General features: G+C 42.9%; 21 protein-coding genes and 1 riboswitch. Of the genes, 20 read left to right on the forward strand and 1 reads right to left on the reverse strand.

What is annotated here, in order from left to right; all coding sequences use genetic code 11:
* Positions 1–238: 238 nt before the first annotated feature.
* From AC1DVB_RS12500 to purD, 13 genes are all read left to right on the forward strand, one after another.
* Entirely contained in the window at positions 239–439 is a 201-nt protein-coding gene (locus AC1DVB_RS12500; protein ID WP_034306130.1) for an NETI motif-containing protein, read from the forward strand.
* 74 nt (positions 440–513) lie between these two features.
* Positions 514–615, forward strand: a riboswitch (purine riboswitch).
* Positions 616–795: 180 nt separating this feature from the next.
* Positions 796–1,284 carry a 5-(carboxyamino)imidazole ribonucleotide mutase gene (purE, locus tag AC1DVB_RS12505; protein WP_477589489.1) on the forward strand — a complete coding sequence of 163 codons (489 nt, stop codon included), beginning with the start codon at positions 796–798 and terminating at the stop codon, positions 1,282–1,284.
* Positions 1,268–2,428 carry a 5-(carboxyamino)imidazole ribonucleotide synthase gene (gene purK / locus AC1DVB_RS12510; RefSeq protein ID WP_057278486.1) on the forward strand — a complete coding sequence of 387 codons (1,161 nt, stop codon included), beginning with the start codon at positions 1,268–1,270 and terminating at the stop codon, positions 2,426–2,428. The genes purE and purK overlap by 17 nt, the downstream gene beginning before the upstream one ends.
* Entirely contained in the window at positions 2,425–3,717 is a 1,293-nt protein-coding gene (gene purB, locus AC1DVB_RS12515) for an adenylosuccinate lyase (protein WP_034306123.1), read from the forward strand. The genes purK and purB overlap by 4 nt, the downstream gene beginning before the upstream one ends.
* 102 nt (positions 3,718–3,819) lie before the next feature.
* On the forward strand, positions 3,820–4,539 hold the full coding sequence (gene purC, locus AC1DVB_RS12520) for a phosphoribosylaminoimidazolesuccinocarboxamide synthase (RefSeq protein WP_048680630.1): 720 nt from the start codon (positions 3,820–3,822) through the stop codon (positions 4,537–4,539).
* Entirely contained in the window at positions 4,532–4,786 is a 255-nt protein-coding gene (purS, locus tag AC1DVB_RS12525) for a phosphoribosylformylglycinamidine synthase subunit PurS (RefSeq protein ID WP_034306118.1), read from the forward strand. The genes purC and purS overlap by 8 nt, the downstream gene beginning before the upstream one ends.
* A complete protein-coding gene (gene purQ, locus AC1DVB_RS12530) occupies positions 4,783–5,469 on the forward strand; it encodes a phosphoribosylformylglycinamidine synthase subunit PurQ (protein ID WP_048680628.1) in 687 nt (228 codons plus the stop codon). Before purS ends, purQ begins: the two co-directional genes overlap by 4 nt.
* Positions 5,453–7,672, forward strand: a complete 2,220-nt coding sequence (purL, locus tag AC1DVB_RS12535; RefSeq protein ID WP_477589461.1) for a phosphoribosylformylglycinamidine synthase subunit PurL — start codon at positions 5,453–5,455, stop codon at positions 7,670–7,672. Before purQ ends, purL begins: the two co-directional genes overlap by 17 nt.
* Positions 7,657–9,072 (forward strand): amidophosphoribosyltransferase, encoded by a 1,416-nt coding sequence (purF, locus tag AC1DVB_RS12540; protein ID WP_477589463.1) that lies wholly within the window; start codon positions 7,657–7,659, stop codon positions 9,070–9,072. The genes purL and purF overlap by 16 nt, the downstream gene beginning before the upstream one ends.
* Positions 9,073–9,114: 42 nt before the next feature.
* Positions 9,115–10,140 (forward strand): phosphoribosylformylglycinamidine cyclo-ligase, encoded by a 1,026-nt coding sequence (gene purM, locus AC1DVB_RS12545; protein WP_034306111.1) that lies wholly within the window; start codon positions 9,115–9,117, stop codon positions 10,138–10,140.
* Positions 10,140–10,715, forward strand: a complete 576-nt coding sequence (gene purN / locus AC1DVB_RS12550) for a phosphoribosylglycinamide formyltransferase (RefSeq protein WP_034306109.1) — start codon at positions 10,140–10,142, stop codon at positions 10,713–10,715. The genes purM and purN overlap by 1 nt, the downstream gene beginning before the upstream one ends.
* An 18-nt stretch (positions 10,716–10,733) precedes the next feature.
* Positions 10,734–12,269: a bifunctional phosphoribosylaminoimidazolecarboxamide formyltransferase/IMP cyclohydrolase gene (gene purH / locus AC1DVB_RS12555; protein WP_057278488.1), complete on the forward strand. Its 1,536-nt coding sequence runs from the start codon at positions 10,734–10,736 to the stop codon at positions 12,267–12,269.
* 19 nt (positions 12,270–12,288) lie between these two features.
* Positions 12,289–13,563, forward strand: a complete 1,275-nt coding sequence (gene purD, locus AC1DVB_RS12560) for a phosphoribosylamine--glycine ligase (protein WP_057278489.1) — start codon at positions 12,289–12,291, stop codon at positions 13,561–13,563.
* 45 nt (positions 13,564–13,608) lie between these two features.
* Here purD and AC1DVB_RS12565 read toward each other — a convergent pair whose 3' ends face one another.
* Positions 13,609–13,875, reverse strand: a complete 267-nt coding sequence (locus AC1DVB_RS12565; protein WP_034306101.1) for a YgaP-like transmembrane domain — start codon at positions 13,873–13,875, stop codon at positions 13,609–13,611.
* Between the two features lie 145 nt (positions 13,876–14,020).
* Here AC1DVB_RS12565 and AC1DVB_RS12570 point away from each other — a divergent pair, with 145 nt between their 5' ends.
* The 7 genes from AC1DVB_RS12570 (at position 14,021) to AC1DVB_RS12600 (ending at position 23,691) form a co-directional block, all read left to right on the forward strand.
* Positions 14,021–15,766, forward strand: a complete 1,746-nt coding sequence (locus tag AC1DVB_RS12570) for an adenine deaminase C-terminal domain-containing protein (protein WP_063577527.1) — start codon at positions 14,021–14,023, stop codon at positions 15,764–15,766.
* Positions 15,767–15,809: 43 nt separating this feature from the next.
* Positions 15,810–16,847, forward strand: coding sequence for a DUF3048 domain-containing protein (locus tag AC1DVB_RS12575; protein WP_477589467.1), 1,038 nt, complete (start codon positions 15,810–15,812; stop codon positions 16,845–16,847).
* A gap of 26 nt (positions 16,848–16,873) precedes the next feature.
* Positions 16,874–17,188: a YerC/YecD family TrpR-related protein gene (locus tag AC1DVB_RS12580; RefSeq protein WP_034306094.1), complete on the forward strand. Its 315-nt coding sequence runs from the start codon at positions 16,874–16,876 to the stop codon at positions 17,186–17,188.
* Between the two features lie 220 nt (positions 17,189–17,408).
* Positions 17,409–18,092 carry a heptaprenylglyceryl phosphate synthase gene (pcrB, locus tag AC1DVB_RS12585; protein WP_057278492.1) on the forward strand — a complete coding sequence of 228 codons (684 nt, stop codon included), beginning with the start codon at positions 17,409–17,411 and terminating at the stop codon, positions 18,090–18,092.
* A 61-nt stretch (positions 18,093–18,153) separates the two neighbouring features.
* The gene (gene pcrA, locus AC1DVB_RS12590; RefSeq protein ID WP_477589469.1) at positions 18,154–20,400 is read left to right on the forward strand and encodes a DNA helicase PcrA; all 2,247 of its coding nucleotides are present in this window, start codon (positions 18,154–18,156) and stop codon (positions 20,398–20,400) included.
* Positions 20,401–20,503: 103 nt separating this feature from the next.
* Positions 20,504–22,510 (forward strand): NAD-dependent DNA ligase LigA, encoded by a 2,007-nt coding sequence (gene ligA / locus AC1DVB_RS12595; RefSeq protein ID WP_477589471.1) that lies wholly within the window; start codon positions 20,504–20,506, stop codon positions 22,508–22,510.
* 11 nt (positions 22,511–22,521) lie between these two features.
* A complete protein-coding gene (locus AC1DVB_RS12600; RefSeq protein ID WP_057278495.1) occupies positions 22,522–23,691 on the forward strand; it encodes a CamS family sex pheromone protein in 1,170 nt (389 codons plus the stop codon).
* Positions 23,692–23,881 lie beyond the last annotated feature (190 nt).

The following is a 23,881-nucleotide window of genomic DNA, read 5'->3' on the forward strand; positions in this document are numbered from 1 at the left end:
GGGCAGGATATTGAAGGAGATGTACAGTATATGAGTGTTGATGTTTTTACGGAAGACAGGGGCATCATATTCTGAGGTATTATGGAATTACCATTATAAAGTAATCGATTTTATTTACATGCATTCTTGTCTTTATTTATTCTTTTCATTATACTAGGAAGAATTTAATTGATAATATGCAAGTTGGATGGGTAAGGAAGAAGGCTGACAAATATAGAACCATGAAGGGATCGGTATTGTGAGTAAGAAGAGTAAGGAAAAGTTTGAAGTTATCGAGGGAGAGACGATCGATGCATGTTTGGATCGAATTAAAGCGGCAGGTTACTTTCCCGTAAGGCGAACGGAAGAGCCTATCTTTGCCGAGAGAATTGAGAATGGCAAAGTCCATTATGTGCCAGTTAATCGAAAAATTGTATTCGAAGCAAAGCTAATTGAGTAAAACACGAACGATTAATTAATATCATGTAAAAATATTCGATTTTAACTTGACATTAAAATGGCCGGAAGGTAAGATGAAGTTACATTAATACATCTCATATAATCATGGGGATATGGCCCAAAAGTTTCTACCTGATGACCGTAAATCATCGGACTATGAGAAAAGCATCTGACTATTTCGGAAACTAGCCAAGTCTTTTTGTATTTCCAAAAGGGCTTTCTTTTCCGGACAGGTTGCTTTCTCTATGAGGAAGCAACCTGTCCGGTTTTTTAATTTACAATGAATTATAGATAAATGATAAGCGTCTGTCTGCATACTCGGGACGCCATAATATGAGTGTTGGAGGGAAAGATGATATGAAACCGCAAGTTGGGGTTATTATGGGTAGTGTCTCGGATTGGGAAACGATGAAGTACGCTTGTGAATCATTGGAACAGCTTGAGATCCCCTATGAAAAAAGAGTCGTTTCCGCCCATCGGACGCCGGATTTATTATTTGAATATGCAGAGAGTGCAAAAGATAGAGATATTAAAGTGATTATTGCCGGAGCAGGCGGGGCTGCACATCTACCAGGTATGACCGCCGCTAAAACGATTGTCCCTGTGATTGGCGTGCCAATACAGTCGAAGGCATTAAATGGGTTGGATTCGTTATTATCGATTGTTCAAATGCCTGGTGGCGTACCGGTTGCAACGGTTGCGATCGGAAAAGCCGGCGCAGTCAATGCCGGTTTGTTAGCGGCTCAAATGTTAGCGGCTTTTGATTCTGACATTGCTGATAGGCTAGAGGCTTTACGAGACGAAACCAGAGAAAAGGTGTTACAGAGCAGTGAACAACTTAAATAATACAATCATATTACCGGGACAGACCATTGGAATTATCGGCGGTGGGCAATTGGGCAGGATGATGGCCTTGTCAGCTAAGGCATCGGGCTTTAAGATAGCGGTCCTTGAGCCGACTGCAGAAGGCCCATGTGCTCAAGTGGCGGATATTGAAATCATTGGTGCTTATGATGATATCGAAGCATTGAAAAGGTTAGCTGACGTCAGTGATGTCATAACATACGAGTTTGAAAATATCAGTTCGGAAGCCTTGGATTGGTTAAAGCAACATGCATTTCTTCCACAGGGCTCAGAATTATTAAAGTTGACACAGGATAGATTGACAGAAAAAAAAGCCATATCCGATGCAGGAGCTTCCGTTGCTCCATATCAGGAAATACAGGATATTTCAGAAATTTACCTTCATATAGAGAAATTAGGGTACCCTAGTGTGTTAAAAACGACGCGGGGCGGTTATGATGGAAAAGGGCAGTTGGTCATTAAGGAAGAAGCCGATATCAAAAAGGCTGAATCCCTGCTCAAAACAGGTATATGTGTGCTGGAAGCCTGGATTCCTTTCGTGAAAGAAATATCCATCATCGTGACGCGTAAGGCTGATGGCGAGACAAGTCATTTTCCGATTGCGGAAAACATTCATATTGAAAACATTCTTCATAAAAGCATTGTTCCGGCCCGTATCAGTATCCAAGCTGAACGGAAAGCTATTGATGAAGCTTTGCAGCTTGCAGAGAAACTTGATTTGGTGGGGACATTGGCAGTCGAGATGTTTTTAACCGCTCAGGATGATATCATCATTAATGAATTAGCGCCAAGACCACATAACTCAGGCCATTATACAATGGAGGCATGTGAGACTTCACAGTTTGAACAGCATATAAGGGCTGTCTGCAATTGGCCTCTCGGAAATACGGCGTTATTGAAGCCTGTGGTAATGATAAACATCCTTGGTGAGCATATCGAACCCTTGTTGGATGAAATTCCGACGCTTTCAGATTGGAAGGTTCACCTTTACGGTAAGAAAGAAGCCAAGCTTAAGCGGAAAATGGGTCATGTGAATATTTTACGTCCAACGATTGAGGAAGCTCTTTTGGAAAGTGATCGAAGCAAAATATGGAATCAACAGGTTGAAACGGAGGAAGTAAAATGATTGAACGTTATACCCGCCCAGAGATGGGAAACATTTGGACAGAAAAGAACCGCTTTAATGCGTGGTTGGAAGTTGAAATCTTAGCTTGTGAAGCATGGTCAGAGCTAGGTGTCATTCCAAAAGAAGATGTGAAGCTTCTTCGCGAAAATGCTACATTCGATGTCGACCGTATCAATGAAATCGAAAAAGATACACGCCATGATGTTGTTGCTTTTACACGTGCGGTTTCCGAAACGTTGGGTGAAGAACGGAAATGGGTCCATTACGGACTGACTTCCACTGATGTGGTGGATACAGCTCTTTCATATGTGATAAAGCAGGCGAATGAGATCCTTGCCAAGGATTTAAATAACTTCGTGGAGATCCTGAAAAACAAAGCGAAAGAACATAAATACACGGTTCAAATGGGACGTACACATGGAGTTCATGCGGAACCGACCACATTTGGGTTGAAACTGGCACTTTGGTATCAAGAAATGAAACGCAATGTCGAACGTTTTGAAGAAGCAAGAAAGAACATAGAGGTTGGGAAAATCTCTGGGGCTGTCGGAACTTACGCAAACATCGACCCGTTCGTTGAAAAATTCGTTTGTGAAAAGCTTGGCCTTGAAGCAGCGCCAATCTCAACACAAACATTGCAACGCGATCGCCATGCACATTATATGAGTACATTGGCTTTAATTGCGACATCTATTGAAAAGTTTGCAGTGGAAATTCGCGGCTTGCAAAAAAGTGAAACACGCGAAGTGGAAGAATTCTTTGCAAAAGGACAAAAAGGATCTTCTGCAATGCCTCATAAACGGAATCCAATCGGTTCTGAAAATATGACGGGTATGGCTCGTGTAATCCGCGGTTACATGATGACAGCATATGAGAATGTGCCATTATGGCATGAGCGTGACATTTCGCATTCTTCTGCTGAGCGCATCATCTTGCCGGATGCAACGATCGCATTAAACTATATGCTGAACCGTTTCAGCAACATAGTGAAGAACTTGACCGTTTATCCAGAAAATATGAAACGCAATATGGACCGTACGCTGGGATTGATTTTCTCACAACGTGTGCTGCTATCCCTTATCGATAAAGGACTTGTCCGTGAAGAAGCTTATGATACGGTTCAGCCGAAAGCGATGGAAGCATGGGAGCTTCAGGTTCCATTCAGAAGCCTGATCGAAAAGGATGATAAAATCACAAGCTTGCTTACGAAAGAAGAACTTGATGATTGTTTCGATCCTACACATCACCTGAAAAATGTTGATGTAATCTTTGATCGTTTAGGTTTATAAAAGTGAAGGCGGCAAACATGGCACCTTTAATGGTGATATGTTTGCCAAGCCTGATCAATGGCAGGAAGATTCATAATATTCACAATGTGGGGGTCTGGACAGATGGAAAAACGAGAATTGTTGTATGAAGGAAAAGCGAAACAGATTTTTGCAACGGACAACAGTGAAATAGTATGGGTGGAATACAAGGATTCGGCAACGGCATTCAATGGTGAGAAGAAGTCCGAGATTGCCGGAAAAGGTAAGTTGAATAATCAAATTACTAGCTTACTATTTTCAAAGCTTGCCCAAGAGAATATCCCGTCTCATTTTATTGAAATGCTTTCCGAACGGGAGCAGCTAGTCAAAAGGGTATCCATCATTCCGCTAGAAGTCGTTGTCAGAAATACGGCTGCCGGCAGTTTTTCTAAAAGGACTGGCATTGAAGAAGGCCAGCCGCTCAAGAAAACGCTGATTGAGTTTTACTATAAAGACGACGAGCTCGGCGATCCTCTGTTAACGGAAGACCATATTGAAGAATTGGAACTTGCAAGCAAGGAAGATGTAGCGATTTTAAAAGAAAAGGCACAAGAAATCAGTATCGTCTTAACGTCTTTCTTTAAAGAGTTGGACATTAAATTGATTGATTTTAAATTAGAGTTCGGCAAAACCCCGAATGGAGACATTCTGCTGGCAGATGAAATTTCACCTGATACCTGCCGATTATGGGATATTAACACGAACGAAAAATTAGACAAAGATGTATTCCGCCGTGATTTAGGAAGTTTAACAGATGCTTACGAAAAAATACTAGCAAAGTTGGAGGGCACTCAACATGTATAAGGTTAAGGTATATATCACACTACGCGAAAGTGTATTAGATCCACAGGGAGCAGCAGTGCAACAATCACTTCATAGCTTGACATATAACGAAGTTAGTGATGTTCGAGTGGGGAAATACATTGAACTTACAATTAAGGATACGGATCGTGATTTAGATCAACTTGTGAAGGAAATGTGTGAAAAACTATTGGCCAATACGGTAATTGAAGCTTACCGTTATGATGTTGAGGAGGTTATCACCCAATGAAATTTGCTGTCATAGTTTTCCCTGGCTCCAATTGTGATGTCGATATGTACCATGCGATAAAGGATGCACTGGGGGAAGAAGTGGAGTATGTTTGGCACTCTACAGACAATCTAGATCAGTATGATGGGATTCTCCTTCCTGGAGGCTTCTCTTATGGAGACTATTTACGCTCTGGAGCAATTGCACGCTTTTCGAATGTAATGGCTGAAGTCGTAAAAGCGGCACAAGCAGGAAAGCCTGTCTTGGGTGTCTGCAATGGTTTTCAGATTTTACTTGAAGCAGGACTTTTACCTGGAGCGATGCGCCGTAATGAAGGCTTGAAATTCATTTGCCGCAATGTAGGACTGAAGGTTGAAAATAACCAATCGATGTTCACGACAGGATATGAATTAAATGAAACGATTACGATCCCTGTGGCACATGGTGAAGGGAATTACTACTGCGATGATGAAACATTGGCTGAATTAAAACAAAATAACCGCATCTTGTTCACGTATGATGGTGAAAATCCAAACGGAAGCTTGGAGCAAATAGCGGGAATTACAAATGAACAAGGAAATGTCCTCGGAATGATGCCTCATCCCGAACGTGCTGTTGATTCGCTGCTTGGCAGTAAAGACGGCTTAAAGATTTTTCAATCCATCGTAAAAAACTGGAGGGAATCACATGTTATTACAGCTTGAACCAAGTCCGGAAAAAATTAAATCGGATCGATTGTACGCAACAATGGGACTATCCGATGATGAATTTGCAATGGTGGAGAAAATCTTAGGCAGACTGCCGAATTATACGGAAACTGGTTTGTTTTCGGTTATGTGGTCAGAGCATTGTTCCTACAAAAATTCAAAACCCATCTTAAGGAAATTCCCGATTACAGGGGAGAAAGTGCTGCAAGGTCCTGGTGAAGGAGCAGGTATCGTTGATATCGGTGACGATCAGGCTGTCGTTTTTAAAATTGAAAGTCATAACCACCCTTCGGCAATAGAGCCTTATCAAGGTGCTGCTACCGGTGTCGGCGGAATTATCCGTGATGTTTTCTCCATGGGAGCCCGTCCGATCGCGATGTTGAACTCACTTCGCTTCGGTGAGCTAGACAATGATCGCGTGAAATATTTATTTAAAGAAGTGGTTGCAGGGATTGCAGGATACGGGAATTGTATCGGAATTCCAACTGTCGGCGGAGAAATTCAATTTGATCCATCGTATGAAGGAAATCCTCTTGTCAATGCAATGTGTGTCGGTTTGATCGATCATAAGGACATTAAAAAAGGCCAAGCGCATGGAGTGGGCAACACAGTGATGTATGTGGGTGCCAAAACTGGACGTGATGGCATTCATGGAGCAACATTTGCATCTGAAGAGCTATCAGAGTCTTCGGAAGAGAAACGGCCTGCCGTACAAGTAGGCGATCCATTCATGGAGAAACTGCTTTTGGAAGCATGCCTTGAATTGATTCAAAATGATGCCCTTGTTGGCATTCAGGATATGGGAGCAGCAGGTCTTACAAGCTCATCTGCCGAGATGGCGAGTAAAGCTGGCTCAGGAATAAAAATGAACCTGGATTTGGTACCGCAGCGTGAAACGGGAATGACAGCATATGAAATGATGCTTTCTGAATCACAAGAGCGGATGCTGATCGTTGTCACTAAAGGACGCGAACAGGAAATCGTCGACTTGTTTACGAAATATAACCTAGAAGCGGTTGCTGTTGGTGAAGTAACGGATGATAAAAATCTAACACTTTCCCATCAAGGTGAAATCGTTGCCGAGGTTCCGGTTGATGCATTGGCTGAAGAAGCTCCTATTTATCACAAGCCATCTGCAGAGCCGCAATATTTCCGTGACTTCCAAAGCATGACGGCAGAAGTGCCAGTCATTGAAGATTATAAAGAAACATTGGTATCCCTATTGAAGCAACCGACAATTTCGAGTAAGGAATGGGTCTACGACCAGTATGATTACATGGTCCGCACGAATACAGTCGTCTCACCTGGATCGGATGCAGCGGTAGTGCGTGTACGTGGTACGAATAAAGCCCTTGCCATGACGACGGATTGTAACTCCCGCTTTATTTATTTAGATCCTGAAACAGGCGGCAAAATCGCTGTGGCTGAAGCAGCCCGTAACATCATTTGCTCGGGTGCGGAACCTTTAGCGATTACGGATTGCTTGAATTTTGGGAATCCAGAAAAACCAGAAATATTCTGGCAACTGGAAAAAGCGGCAGACGGTATGAGTGAAGCTTGCAGAAGCTTAAGTACTCCTGTAATCGGCGGAAATGTTTCCCTTTATAATGAAACGAATGGTGAAGCGATTTATCCGACGCCTGTAGTTGGAATGGTTGGTCTAGTCAATGACCTTAAGCACATCACAACACAAACATTTAAAAATGAATCCGATTTGATTTACGTGGTTGGCGAAGCGAAAGTGGAATTCGGAGGCAGTGAATTACAGAAAATGCTCGAGGGTAGAATCTTTGGACGCGCTCCAGAACTTGATTTGGACCTTGAACAAAAACGTCAGCAGCAAATTCTGACAGCAATCCAAAAAGGACTTGTTGCATCAGCCCATGACCTTTCGGAAGGCGGTTTGGCAGTGGCTTTAGCTGAATCTTTATTCGGGGCAAGCAAACTAGGAGCAAAAGTGAATATATCCGGGGAACCTGTATCTGAATTATTCAGTGAAACGCAATCACGATTCTTACTGTCCATCAATCCTGAAAATCAAGCGTCATTTGAAGCTCTTGTTGAAGATGCGATTTGCATAGGCTCAGTAACGGCTGATAATAAATTAGTCGTGGCAACAAGTGATAGCAAAGTATTGGAAGCGGACGTTGAAGATTTACAAACAGCTTGGAAGGGAGCCATACCATGCTTGCTGAAATAAGAAGCCTAAACGAAGAGTGTGGTGTTGTTGGAGTCTGGGGACATCCCGATGCAGCGCAGCTTGCTTACTACGGTTTGCATAGCTTGCAACATCGTGGTCAAGAGGGAGCGGGCATCGTCGTGACGGATGGTGAGCAGATGTCCATCTCTAAGGGCGAAGGACTTGTCACAGAGATATTCACTGCGGAAAAAATGCAGGCACTTTCCGGTAGCGGTAAAGCGGCAATAGGCCATGTCCGTTATACAACGGCAGGCGGCGGCGGGTATCAAAATGTTCAGCCTTTCCTGTTCAATTCTCATACAGGAGGGCTGGCCCTTGCTCATAATGGGAATATAGTCAATGCCCATCAATTAAAAGCACAGCTTGAAGGACAAGGAAGCATTTTTCAAACGACCTCTGATACGGAAGTTCTGGCCCATCTGATTAAACGCTCCGGCTACTCGGATGTAAGAGATTCTGTGAAGAACAGTTTAAGTATGCTGAAGGGAGCCTATGCCTTTGTCATCATGACCGAAACCCAAATGATCATGGCAAGAGATCCGCATGGCTTCCGTCCACTTTCCTTGGGGAAAATAGGCGATGCATATTTCGCTGCATCTGAAACATGTGCACTTGATATTGTAGGCGCGGAATTCATCCGAGATATTGAGCCGGGTGAACTCGTTGTCATAAATGATGAGGGAATCACATCCGAATACTTTTCGCTTTCCAGCCAACAGGCAATGTGCACGATGGAGTACGTGTATTTTTCCCGTCCGGATAGCAACATTGATGGTATCRATGTTCATACGGCACGGAAAAACCTTGGTAAGCAAATGGCACTCGAAACCAAAATTGAAGCAGACGTAGTTACAGGTGTACCTGATTCCAGCATCTCGGCAGCGATTGGCTATGCTGAAGCTGCGGGCATTCCTTATGAAATGGGCTTAATAAAGAATCGTTATGTTGGACGGACTTTCATTCAGCCATCACAAAGTCTGCGTGAACAAGGCGTAAAGATGAAACTATCACCTGTAAGAGGGGTAGTGGAAGGCAAGCGGGTCATAATGGTTGATGATTCAATCGTCCGCGGGACAACGAGCAGAAGGATTGTCCGCATGTTAAAAGATGCCGGAGCGAAAGAAGTGCATGTAGTAATCAGCTCACCACCGATCAAGAATCCATGTTTTTATGGCATAGACACGTCTAAAAAGGAAGAACTGATTGCAAGCTCAAAATCTGTGGAGGAAATAAGGGAAATCATTGAAGCTGATTCCTTAACTTTTCTAAGTGTCGAAGGTATGGTCGAAGCAATTGGACGACCGTTTCCTGGAGAAACGCGCGGTTCATGCCTAGCTTGTTTCACCGGAAATTATCCGACTGAAATTTTTGAATACGAACGAGAAAAAACAAAATGTTAATCAAGTCGGCAATGATGATTGATTTTCGGAGGAGGATTTCAAATGGCTAATGCATATAAACAGGCTGGTGTGGATATTGAGGCTGGTTATGAAGCGGTAAATCGAATGAAAAAACATGTAAAGCGCACATTTCGTCCAGAAGTAATGAATGGTCTGGGCGGTTTCGGCGGCATGTTTGATTTATCTTCCTTGAACCTTAAAGAACCTGTGCTCATTTCTGGTACGGATGGAGTGGGAACAAAACTTTTGTTAGCGTTCATGATGGATAAACACGATACAATTGGAGTGGATTGTGTAGCTATGTGCGTCAATGATGTTGTCGTTCAAGGTGCTGCACCTTTATACTTTTTAGATTATATTGCCTGCGGTAAAGCAGATCCTGAACGAATTGAAATGATCGTCAAAGGAATTGCAGATGGCTGTGAGCAGGCGGGCTGTGCTTTAATCGGTGGAGAAACGGCTGAAATGCCGGGCATGTACGAGACGGAAGAATACGATGTGGCAGGTTTTACTGTAGGTGCCGTTGAAAAATCACGTCTGATTACTGGTGAAGCGATTTCGGCTGGTGATGTCGTTATTGGACTCGCTTCAAGCGGCATCCACAGTAATGGGTATTCACTTGTTCGTAAAATCCTTCTTGAAGACTCAGGCATGGGGCTTCATGACTTCGTACCGGAACTGGATTGCAAGTTGGGTGAGGAATTATTAAAACCGACGAAAATCTATGTGAAGTCTGTTTTATCGACGTTGGAAAAATTTGAGGTTAATGGTCTTGCCCATATCACCGGTGGAGGATTCATCGAGAATATTCCGCGTATCCTTCCTGAAGGATGCGGTGTTGAAATCGAGCTTGGAAGCTGGGAAATTCCAACTATATTTTCATTCCTTGAAGAAAAAGGGAACCTTGTAAAAGAGGAAATGTTCAATATCTTCAATATGGGTATTGGGATGACGGCTGTCGTCAAAAAAGAAGTGGCATCGGATGTGCTAGCCCACCTAAAGTCTTGCGGTGAAGAAGCCTCAATTATTGGAACGATCGTGGATGGAAATGGAGTGTCGTTTAAATAATGAGACGCCTTGCTGTCTTTGCATCAGGTAATGGTAGTAATTTTCAATCAATTGCTGAAGCAATAAAAAGTGGAAAGTTGGAGGCGGAAATCTGTCTTGTCGTATGCGATCGTGAAGACGCATATGTGCTTGAGAGAGCAAAGCTTGAGAATATTGACTCTTTCTCCTTTTCAGCAAAGAATTACTCCAACAAGACTGAATATGAATCGGAAATCCTGGAAAAACTTCGCCAGTATGAGATAGAGTTCATCATTCTTGCTGGTTATATGCGTTTGATCGGTCCGACATTATTACAAAAGTATTCACAGAGGATTGTGAACATCCACCCTTCACTTCTGCCAAGTTTTCCAGGCAAGGATGCAATTGGCCAGGCCTTTGATGCCGGAGTGAAGGAAACGGGGGTAACCGTTCATTATGTTGATGATGGAATGGACACAGGACCGGTCATTGCCCAAAAAACAGTGCCGATTCTTGAAGGGGATACGAGAGACATCCTTCAAAAAAGGATACAGGAAATGGAGCATGACCTGTATCCATCAGTTTTGCAGGAGCTATGCCACAAGAAACTTACTTAATGGAGGGACCAACATAACATGAAGAAACGCGCATTAATTAGTGTATCGGATAAAACAGGTATCGTAGAATTTGCTCAAGGTTTAATTGAAGCAGGTTTTGAAATCATTTCTACAGGCGGTACCAAAAAAACGCTTCAGGAAAATGGTATTGAGGTAATTGGAATCAGTGACGTCACCGGTTTCCCGGAAATTTTGGATGGACGTGTTAAAACGCTTCACCCGAATGTCCATGGAGCAGTGTTGGCAAAACATGATGACAAAGGTCACGCAGCACAGCTTGCTGAGCATAACATTGAACCCATTCAACTTGTCTGTGTAAACCTATATCCATTCCAAGCGACTATTTCCAAACCGGAAGTCACTGTGGAAGATGCTATTGAAAACATCGATATCGGTGGACCGACAATGCTTCGTTCTTCTGCTAAAAACCACGAATATGTGACTGTTATCGTTGATTCCAATGATTATCCTACCGTGTTGGCTGAGCTGAAACAAAACGGCGGGGTAACAAAAACCACGAATCGCCGCCTGGCTGCAAAAGTTTTCCGTCATACAGCAGCATATGATGCAGTTATTTCAGAGTATATGACAGAGCTTGCCGATGAAGAAAATCCTGAATCATTGACTGTTACCTATGAATTGAAACAGTCGCTTCGTTATGGGGAAAATCCACATCAAAAAGCCGCATTCTATAAAAAACCGCTTGGTTCCGTTTTCTCAATTGCAGAAGCGAAGCAATTACATGGAAAAGAACTATCATACAACAACATCAATGATGCTGATGCAGCACTTCAAATCGTAAAAGAATTCAATGAGCCTGCTGCAGTTGCAGTCAAACATATGAATCCTTGCGGCGTCGGCGTCGGTGCGACTATTTTGGAAGCATATGAAAAAGCTTATGAGGCAGATGCCACCTCCATTTTCGGTGGGATCATCGCTTTGAACCGTGAAGTCGATAAAGCGACTGCGGAAAAGCTTCATGAAATTTTCCTTGAAATCATCATTGCCCCTGGGTTTACACAAGAGGCAGTGGAAGTATTGACAAGCAAGAAAAACCTTCGTTTATTAACGATCGATTTTGACGCGGTTAAAAAGCCTGAACGTAAATTGACATCCATTGAAGGCGGATTGCTTATTCAAGATCGGGACGCACATAGCTTAAAGGATGCAGAGGTAAAAGTGGCAACGAAACGTGAGCCTACACCTGAAGAGTGGAAAGCCATGGAACTTGGCTGGAAAATCGTGAAACATGTCAAGTCGAATGCAATAGTGGTTTGTAACGATCAAATGACATTAGGTGTTGGCGCAGGTCAAATGAACCGTGTGGGAGCTGCAAAAATTGCTCTGGAACAAGCTGGGGAAAGAGCGACAGGAAGTGCATTGGCATCAGATGCATTCTTCCCAATGGATGATACTGTAGAAGCGGCAGCAAAAGCGGGCGTCACGGCAATCATTCAGCCTGGTGGATCTGTTAAAGATGAGGATTCGATCAAGAAAGCTGATGAATATGGGATTACAATGGTGTTTACAGGAATTCGTCACTTTAAACATTAATCAAAAACGAGGTGCGATAATGAATGTACTAGTAATTGGCCGGGGCGGCAGGGAGCATGCCATAGCCCGCAAACTATTTGAAAGTAAACGGGTTGGGACCGTTTTTGCAGCACCGGGAAATCCAGGGATGACCGATGTAGCGACTCTTGTTCCAATTGATGAAAATAATCACAGGGAATTGGTTGCCTTTGCCAAGAATAATGCAGTTGCATTAACGGTGATCGGGCCCGAAACACCATTGTTGAATGGACTTGCAGATGATTTTGCGGAGGCAGGATTACAGGTATTTGGCCCTAATGGCCGTGCTGCTGTCATCGAGGGAAGTAAATCCTTTGCTAAAGATTTAATGAAGAACTATAGCATTCCGACAGCGGAATATGAAACATTTTCTGATTATGATTCAGCAAAAGCATATATCGAAAAAATGGGTGCCCCCATTGTCATAAAAGCGGATGGTTTGGCAGCAGGAAAAGGTGTCGTAGTTGCTATGACGATGGAAGAGGCGTTAGACGCCATCCATGATATGCTAGTCGGAGCAAAGTTCGGGGAAGCATCTGCCAAAGTCGTTATTGAGGAATTCCTTGATGGCGAGGAATTTTCATTGATGGCATTCGTTAATGGGGAAAAAGTGTATCCGATGGTCATAGCTCAAGATCATAAGCGGGTTTTTGATGGAGATCAGGGTCCGAACACAGGTGGAATGGGTGCATATTCACCGGTACCGCAAATATCCGATGAAATGATCCAGACTGCAGTCGAAACGATTCTTAAACCCACGGTAAATGCGATGATTTCTGAGAATCGGAGTTTTACAGGAATATTATATGCCGGGTTGATCGCCACTGAAAAGGGCACAAAAGTCATTGAGTTCAATGCCCGTTTTGGCGATCCGGAAACGCAAGTCGTTTTACCTCGTCTAAAGACAGACTTCGTAGATACGCTTGAAGCGGTTCTTTCTGGAGAGGATTTACAACTTGAATGGCATGAAGAGGCCGTGCTCGGAGTGGTCGTCGCAGCTGATGGATATCCAGGGGAATATAAAAAGGGATCTATCATTAAAGGCTTGGAAAAGATTGATCCGAAAGCCCATGTTTATCATGCTGGAACGGCTCTCAATAATGAAGGGAACTTCATCTCGAATGGCGGACGTGTACTTCTGGTTGCTGCAAAAGGGAAAGATTTGGCCTCTGCGCAAGCTGAAGTATATAAAGAGTTAGGGCATATTGAGAAAGACGGTTTATTTTGGCGAACGGATATTGGCTACCGAGCAATAAAATACAATTTTTCATCATAATATAAAGAAGCTGACTCTAAGCGGAGTCAGCTTCTTCTATAAGACTTAATATGAATCAGATTGATTCGATTCATTTTCCTGTTTTGGTTCTTTTGTCATCAAGTTTTGTCCGTTTTCCATCGCATCGACGACAGGACAATAACGGAGGATCCCTTCACCTATTTTCATGGCGGAAAGCATGGCCACGATTATATAAGATTGGTTTTTCCATGGTTTTTTCACCATTTTAGCCGTAGCCCATGTTAGAAATGTAAAACCACAAGTAATTCGCATTAAAGCATTTATTATACTGATATTTTGTTTAAACTTCATATAAAATCCATCCCTTCACAAAAATTTAACAATAATCTGGATAACATTACTGTTCTAATGGGGCAAGTATGTTACTATGAAATAAAATTGGATTGAAAATGGTTTTTTTCATACACTGTTTCTAATAACTTATGGGGGAATGTTTATGCTTGAACAGCGCTATAGATGGAAAAATAAACATCTAAGAGAACATATAGATGTGCTGGATGGCAATAGGGCACCACACATTCTGCTAAAAAATACGACTTATTTAAATCAGGCTTTACGAAAATGGGTAAAAGCGAATATATGGATATATGAAGATCGCATCATATATGTTGGTGATAAGCTTCCTGATAATATAGACCGCTGTGAAATGGTCGACTGTACAAACCAGTACTTGGTTCCGGGTTATATTGAGCCGCATTCACACCCTTCTCAATTATATAATCCCCTTTCTTTTTCACGTTATGCATCTCATTTTGGCACAACGACATTGATTAATGATAACTTGCCGTTTCTATTGCAGTTAGATAAAAAGAAAGCGTTTTCTCTTTTGAAAGAATTACGTAACATTCCTGTAACAATGTATTGGTGGAGCCGTTTTGACGGACAAACGGAATTGATCGATGAAGATATGGTCTTTTCCCATGGAGCCGTCAAATCATGGCTGGAGCATGACGCCGTATTACAGGGCGGGGAACTAACTGGATGGCCGAAGCTTCTCGATGGGGATGACATGATGTTGCACTGGATTCAGGAAGCCAAGCGAATGAGGAAGAAAATAGAAGGACACTTTCCAGGTGCTTCAGAGAAGACTTTAGCAAAAATGACCTTGTTCGGCGCCGATTGTGATCATGAGGCAATGACAGGTGATGAAGTCATGTCACGCTTGCTGCAGGGCTATTATGTATCGTTAAGACATTCTTCGATCCGTCCGGATTTCCCAAAGCTGATACAGGAAATCCATGAACTGGGCATTGATCATTATGACAAATTCTTTTATACGACAGATGGATCACCTCCGTCCTTTTATGAAGGTGGTTTCATAGACTGCTTGATCAAAATAGCGATAGAGCATGGCGTTCCGGTCATCGATGCCTACAATATGGCGACCATCAACATCGCACGGTATTATAACATTGAATACCTTCATGGCAATATTGCCACAGGGAGGGTGGCGAACATCAACTTCCTGACCGATGTAAAGGAACCCGCACCGGTTTCGGTAATGGCGAAAGGGAAATGGGTGAAAAGGGATGGTGAGATCATTCCGGATAAACAGGAAATCGAATGGAGTGATTTCGATTTTAAACCGCTCGATCTTGATTGGGATCTCAGTTTAAAGGAAGATTTTGAATTTTCCATGCCGTTCGGGATAGAACTGGTTAATAATGTAATTACGAAACCATACTCCCTTGCCAATGATGTTGGGCATGAAGAACTGAACTTTGAGGATGATGAATGCTTTTTCATGCTAATCGACCGGGAAGGGAAATGGCGCATCAATACGATATTAAAAGGGTTTGCGGACAAATTGTGTGGCTTTGCTGGTTCTTATACAAATACAGGTGATATCATACTGATCGGTAAAAGGAAAAAGGATATGCATTTGGCATTTAACCGGCTGAAGGAAATTGGCGGTGGAATCATTTTGACGGAACAAGGCAAGGTGATTCATGAACTTCCTCTGAAATTAAAGGGAGTCATGTCGACCAAGGAGGTTCCTGAATTGATAAAAGAAGAAAATGAATTGAAACATTTGCTGCGGGAGAGAGGTTATCGCTTCGCCGATCCTGTGTATACCCTTTCATTCTTTTCGACAACCCATCTTCCATATATAAGGCTGACCCAGCGAGGAGTATATGATGTAATGAATAAAACTATACTCTTTCCCACTATAATGCGTTAAAATATAAGAGAAGAAATGGCTAATAAATCAGAGGAGTGGAAAGATGAATTTTAAGAGAGTTCTTTTCATCGTTATTGCTATTTTACTGCTGGCAGGCTGTTCCACGAAAGAGGATCCTGCATCGGATGACAGTAAGCCGAAAGACCAAGCTGTCATCAAAAATACAGATGTGAAAAATGAACCTTCCAATGAGTTTCCACTTACAGGTATGGCCACCGAAGCAGGCAGTGAGCGAAGGGCTGCAGCAGTGATGATTAATAATCATCCGGAAGCACGCCCGCAATCGGGCCTCTCAGAAGCCGATATGGTTTACGAAATGCTCGCAGAAGGTGACATAACCAGATTTTTAGCTATCTTCCAAAGTGAAATGCCTAGTCAAATCGGTCCGATTCGGAGTGCAAGGGACTATTATATCGAATTGGCTAAAGGCCTTGATTGCATCTATGTCTGTCATGGGTATAGCCCCGAGGCAAAGACCATGCTGGACAGAGGGTATATTGATAACTTGAACGGATTATATTATGATGGTACTTTGTTTCAACGTTCGGCAGATCGAAAAGCACCGCATAATTCCTACACCTCCTTTGAGGATATCGAAAAAGGTGCAAAGGAAAAGGGTTATGAGTTGAATGGTGCACCGAAGCCTTATGCTTTCCTTACAGAGGAAGAGGCAGCTGGACTTCAAGGGGAACTGGCATTGAAAACCGAGGTTTCCTACGGATCAGACGAGTATGATGTACAGTATGAATACGAAGCCACGGAAGAGAAATATAAACGTTATTCGAATGGAGAGCAAACAGTCGAGCATAAATCGAATAAACCTATTTTACTGGATAATATATTGATCATTGAGGCTGCTCATCAAGTGATCGACGACAAAGGGCGTCGAAAAATCGACTTGAAAAGTGGCGGAAATGGTTATTTACTTCAAAAAGGAAAAGCGAATGAAGTAGAATGGGTGAATAAGGATGGTCGTATTACACCAGTGAAAAACGATAAAGAGGTAGGGTTGGTTCCAGGGAAAACTTGGATCAATATTATTCCGGATGAACCTGGTTTAGTAGGAGACGTCTCATTTTGATACCCATGAAATTGAGGGGGAGTAACATGCAAATTGATAAGTTAAGAGGAAAAGAAACGGATCAGCTGTTCAAGTCGATCCTTTCCTTGCGTGATTTGGACGAATGCTATCGATTTTTTGATGATCTATGCACAGTTAATGAAATTTCATCATTGGCACAGCGTCTTGAAGTAGCCCGCATGCTTGAAGAAGGAAAAACCTATCATAAAATCGAAACGGAAACAGGTGCAAGCACGGCTACGATTTCCAGGGTCAAACGCTGTTTGAACTACGGAAATGATGCTTATTCCATGGCTCTGAACCGTATTAAGGATAACGTAGAGGAAACAACTGAATCATAATTCTTTCGATTATAATAAAAAGCTGGGGAATTCATTTCCCGGCTTTTTATTTTGTGCCCAGCACGCTCATTGCCGGCTGTCTTTCAGCCGTATCCATGTTATATTGGATTTTAGATTAAAAGGTTCCATTTGGTAATAACATTTTATCGATACTTCTCTTTTTTAATGAAAAATCTTAATGCTATAATGGTGTAATGGGAAGTGTGAATGGAGGATTATAATGTACGATTTTCGCGAGTGGAAACATGTTTTCAAACTCGATCCAAATAAAGAAATAAGTGATGAGGCCCTTGAGAAAGTCTGTGAATCCGGTACTGATGCAATCATGGTCGGGGGAACGGATGGTATCACGCTTGAGAATGTGCTTCATTTAATGGCACGTGTCAGGCGATATACGGTCCCATGTGTGATGGAAATTTCTTCAGTTGAAACGGTGACCCCGGGGTTTGATTTATATTTCATTCCGAGTGTCCTGAATAGCACCAACCCGGATTGGATGATGAAATTGCATCAGCAAGCAGTCAAGGAATACGGATACCTTTTGAATTGGGATGAAATTTTCGTTGAAGGGTACTGTATCCTGAACCCTGGGTGCAAGGCGGCCCAATTGACGAAAGCCAATACTGATTTGGATATGGATGATGTGGGTGCATACGCGATGATGGCGGAAAAGATGTTCAACCTGCCGATCTTTTATTTGGAATACAGCGGTGATTATGGCGATGTCCAGATGGTGGAAGCGGCCAAAGAGAGTTTGGAAGATACCATACTATTCTATGGCGGTGGGATAAAATCGGTTGAACAGGCCAAAGAGATGTCCAAGATTGCGGATGTCATCGTTGTCGGCAATGTGATTTATGAAGATTTGAAAGTGGCCCTTGCAACAGTTACGGCAGTTAAATGAAAACATGTAAGAAATATAGTATACTAAAACAGAAACGAATGTTCGTATAGGTGGTGTGATAATGCAATATTTAGCGGAAAAATTATTAATTGGTTTGAATGAACAGCAACAAAAAGCAGTGAAAGCAACAGATGGTCCACTTTTAATCATGGCTGGGGCAGGAAGTGGAAAGACGCGTGTGCTGACTCACCGAATAGCTTTCTTGATGGTCGAGAAGGAAATAGCGCCTTGGAACATCCTTGCAATCACGTTCACCAACAAAGCGGCACGTGAGATGAAGGAGAGGATCCGTGCCATACTTGGCGGTGCATCCGAAGATATCTGGATTTCGACTTTCCACTCGATGTGTGTCCGTATTCTACGAAGAGATATCGACCGTATCGGATTTAATAGGAACTTCTCGATATTGGATACGACGGATCAGCAATCGGTCATAAAACAAATCATGAAAGACCGTAATATGGATACAAAGAAATATGATTATCGTGCCATTTTGGGCAGCATCAGTTCAGCGAAAAATGAATTGGTCGGGCCGGAAGAGTACCTGAAGACGGCGTCTGATTACTTCACTAAAGTAACGGCCGATGTTTATACGGAATATCAAAAACGGCTGCGCAAAAATTCAGCGCTCGATTTCGATGATTTGATCATGATGACGATTCAATTGTTCCAGCTCGTACCTGAGGTGCTTGAATATTATCAGCGTAAATTTCAATACATTCATGTTGATGAGTACCAAGATACGAACAGGGCTCAATACATGCTTGTTAAATTATTGGCTTCACGCTTCCGTAATCTCTGTGTTGTCGGGGATTCCGATCAATCGATCTATCGTTGGCGCGGTGCGGATATTGCGAATATCCTTTCATTTGAAAAAGATTATCCGAATGCCAACATGATTTTCCTTGAACAGAATTACCGCTCGACGAAAAAGATCCTTGCAGCTGCGAATAAGGTCATCGATAACAATCAAAACCGTAAGCCGAAAAATCTTTGGACCGAGAATGCAGATGGCAATAAGATATTCTATTACCGTGCGGACAATGAACAAGGGGAAGCGCAATTCGTAGCCGGAAAGATAAATGAGTTAGTTCAGGACGGCAGCAGGAAGTATTCAGATATAGCAATACTTTATAGAACGAATGCACAATCACGTGTCATGGAGGAAGTTCTGCTTAAATCCAATATTAATTATGCAATAGTCGGGGGCACCAAGTTCTATGACCGTAAAGAGATTAAGGATTTACTTGCCTATCTTCGACTTATTGCGAACCCTGATGATGACATCAGCCTTCGCCGAGTAATCAATGTGCCAAAACGCGGAATTGGTGCAACTTCGATGGACAAAGTGGCAGATTATGCAGATCAATATGATGTTTCCATATATAAAGCACTGGAGTCTGTGGAAATGGCAGGGATAAGCGGGAAGGCCACCAAAGCGGCAAGGGAATTCCATACGCTGATCACTAATTATACAAATCAGCAGGAGTACTTATCCGTGACGGAACTTGTGGAGGAAGTCATCGAGAAAACCGGTTACCGTGAGATGCTGCAGGCAGAAAAAACGATTGAATCACAAAGCCGGCTTGAAAATATAGATGAGTTTTTATCTGTTACGAAAGCATTCGAAGATAACAGCGAGGACAAATCATTGGTGGGCTTTTTGACTGACCTGGCGTTGGTTGCCGATATAGACCAACTTGACGAGAATACCGAAGAAGCTACAAATACGGTAACGTTGATGACATTGCATTCAGCGAAGGGACTTGAATATCCGGTAGTCTTTCTATTGGGCCTTGAAGAAGGGGTTTTCCCTCACAGCCGCTCTCTCATGGATGAAGAGGAGATGGAAGAAGAACGCCGCCTGGCTTATGTGGGAATTACAAGGGCCGAAAATGAACTATTCATAAGCAATGCCCAAATGCGGACATTGTATGGACGGACGAGCATGAATCCCGTTTCACGTTTCATCGGTGAAATACCAGAGGAACTTCTAGAAGACCTAAAACCGAAACCTGCTCCTAGGGCTAGGCAAACGCCTTTCAGCTCTTCGAGAACCGGGTCTCCTTCAACGGCTTCAACAAGAAAAGTGCCTGCCTTTGGAAAAGCTGTTTCTGCACCATCCGCAACGGGCGGTGAAGAAATTGGCTGGGCTGTCGGTGACCGTGCCTCCCATAAAAAATGGGGTATAGGAACCGTGGTGAGCGTAAAAGGGGAAGGCGAAGGAAAGGAATTGGATATTGCCTTTCCAAGTCCAATCGGCATCAAACGCCTATTGGCGAAATTTGCACCAGTTGAAAAAGCATAAGCTATTAATATGCTCCTGCTGGTAAAGAATAGGGATATCTGACTTTAGACACCGCTCTTCTATCAGAAGTGCGGTGGAGTCATCTTTAGAAAGGATTGAACGTATGGACATACAAGCTGCAGAGAAGAAAGTTCTGGAACTGCAAACGTTATTGAACCAATACAGCTATGAATATTATGTGATGGACCAGCCATCAGTACCTGATGCTGAATATGATCGGCTGCTACGTGAACTTATTGGGTATGAGGAGAAATTTCCGGAACTGCAAACGGCGGACTCGCCGACACAACGGGTCGGTGGCGCCATTTTGGATATGTTTGAAAAGGTGGAGCATACCACACCGATGCTTAGTTTAGGCAATGCCTTCAACGAAAGTGACTTGCGGGATTTCGACAGAAAGGTCAGACAATCTGTAGGTGACGATTTTTCCTATGTATGTGAATTGAAAATTGACGGACTTGCCGTCACACTTCAATATGAGAATGGATATTTCGTAAGAGGGGCAACCCGTGGAGACGGAACGATCGGTGAAGATATTACCGCCAATTTGAAAACGATCAAGTCGATCCCATTGAAGTTACGGGAGCCGGTCGCCATTGAAGTGCGCGGTGAGGCCTTCATGCCAAAAAAATCATTCGAATCATTAAACAAGGCTAAGGAAGAACGCGGTGAGGAACCATTTGCAAACCCAAGAAATGCAGCTGCGGGCTCGTTAAGGCAGCTTGACCCAAAACTTGCTGCGAAACGTAACTTGGATATTTTCCTTTATGCGATTGCCGATTTGGGGGAAACGGGGGTCCGTTCCCATAGCGAGGGTCTGGATTTATTGGATAGACTCGGGTTTAAGACGAACCGGGAAAGAAAAACATGCTCGAATATAGAGGAAGTACTGGCCTATATAGTAGAATGGACGGAACAACGTCCAAACTTAGCCTATGATATTGATGGAATTGTCGTAAAGGTGGATTCCCTTGAACAGCAGGATGAATTAGGTTTTACTGCAAAAAGTCCGCGATGGGCCATTGCTTATAAATTCCCAGCTGAAGAAGTCATTACAACCCTAAGGGATATCGAGCTGAATGTGGGCCGTACGGGTGTATTGACCCCGACTGCCGTTTTGGATCCCGTCCGGGTAGCAGGTACGACTGTGCAGCGAGCTTCACTTCACAATGAAGACTTAATCCGTGAAAAGGACATCAGAATCGGAGATCAAGTGGTTGTGAAAAAAGCGGGTGATATCATTCCAGAGGTAGTCAATGTACTGGCAGAGCGCCGTACAGGGGAAGAAGTCGAGTTTCAGATGCCGACTGAGTGCCCTGAGTGCAGCAGTGAACTTGTCCGGCTGGACGGGGAGGTTGCTTTACGCTGCATCAACCCGAAGTGTCCTGCACAAATACGGGAAGGTTTGATTCACTTCGTTTCCCGTACAGCAATGAATATAGACAGTCTTGGTGAAAAAGTGATTAGCTTGTTATTTAAAGAAGAACTCATACAAGATGTGGCTGATATTTATAAGCTTACATACGATCAACTGGTTGCTTTGGAAAGGATGGGGGATAAATCCGTCACTAAACTTCTCCAAGCAATCGAAGCTTCGAAGACCAACTCGTTGGAAAAATTACTATTCGGGCTGGGCATTCGCCATGTTGGTTCCAAAGCTGCCAAGACGCTTGCGAGGGAATTCGGGACGATGGAAGCCTTAAGCAAGGCGAGCCGTGAAGAACTAACGGCCATTAATGAAATAGGCGATAAGATGGCTGATTCCATCGTAGCTTATTTTGAATTGGAAGAAGTCCATGCATTATTGAATGAGCTGGATGCAGCCGGTGTGAATCTTTCTTTCAAAGGGCAAAGAGCTGTTGCTTTAGAAGATATCGACTCTTTTTTTGCCGGTAAAACAGTCGTTTTAACGGGAAAACTGCATCAGTTAACACGTAACGAAGCTAAAGAGAAATTAGAGGCGCTAGGAGCTAACGTTGCTGGAAGTGTCAGCAAGAAAACCGATTTGGTAGTAGCTGGTGAAGATGCCGGTTCCAAACTGGAAAAAGCTGAAAGCTTAGGCGTCATGGTATGGGATGAAGAGAGACTGATTGAGGAACTAAATAAATAAGAGGTGTAGCTATGAGGAAACACTCCATTTTGGGGATGATTCTTATACTGCTTCTTGCTGGATGTGCGCCTAGTTTCGAGGATAAGCAAGAGGTAGTTCAAGACTCCAAAGACAAAAAAGAAACGGCAATTATTCCGAAGTATAAAATTTCGGAAGAATATTATCAAACAATCCTACCGTTTGAACCATCAAAAGCACGCGGTTTGGTCGTATCCAATCTAAATACCAGATACGACATTGAAGAATTCGAAAATGGATTGATGCGGTTGGCCCAAACCCAATTCGACCCGGAAGATTACCTGTTTCAAGAGGGGCAAATGCTAGATAGTTCCAAGATATCTTCCTGGCTGAACAGAAAATATACCGATAGTCAGTTGAAAGAAAAGAAGATGAAGGCCTCAGAGAACCTTGGCTTGAATCCGGTTGATCCGGGCAAAGGTGACATTGATAAGCGGAATGAAGAAAATCCGATCTATCTCGCCCATATTTTAGAACATAATTACTTGGTCAAAACAAAAGATAATTCAGTAAGCCTTGGCGGAGTTGTAATCGGTCTAGCGTTGAATTCAGTGCATTACTATCAAAAAGAGGCATTCGGTGCCACCTATGAAAATAAAATCGATAGTAAAAAGCTAAAGCAAGAAGGGGAAAAAATTGCTGCAGAAGTTTTAAAAAGGCTGCGTAAAATGGACAAGCTGAAAAATGTTCCGATTACGATTGCCTTATTCGAGCAAAATGAAAAATCTTCAGTAGTCCCTGGGAATTTCATTTCCTATACAAATATCGATAAAAACTCGAACAATATTGGGAAATGGACGAACTTGGACGAAGAGTATTTCCTATTTCCTTCTGCTGCTGCTGAAAAGAAATACCGTGATGACGTCAATACTTTCACGAACTTTAAAGAAGATGTCGAAGAATACTTCCCTAACTTTAACGGAGTCATCGGCAGGGCGTTCTATATGGATGATCAATTGCAAAGCCTGAACATCGATATCCCCATTCAATTTTATGGGAACTCGGAAGCGATAGGCTTTACCCAATATGTTGCTGGGCTCATAATGGAACGTTTCCCGAACTATATTGCCGTACAGGTATCCATTACGTCTGTAAATGGACCTGAAGCGCTCATAGTCCGTGAAGCGAATCAGGACGAACCAACCGTTCATATATACGAATGAAAAAAGGATGAAGCTTAGCGGCTTCATCCTTTTTTTCGACTGGAATCTATTTCTTGTGAATGTCAAAAAAATCTTTAACAATGAACAAAGATATATAATGGAAAGTAAACCCTTCCATCTTAGGGAACAAGTGCTTTAAAAAGGCAACATTTGTCGAATTTTAAAAGCCTTATTGTCATTTCCCCGGAAA

The organism is Peribacillus sp. P4_D6, assembly GCF_056401795.1.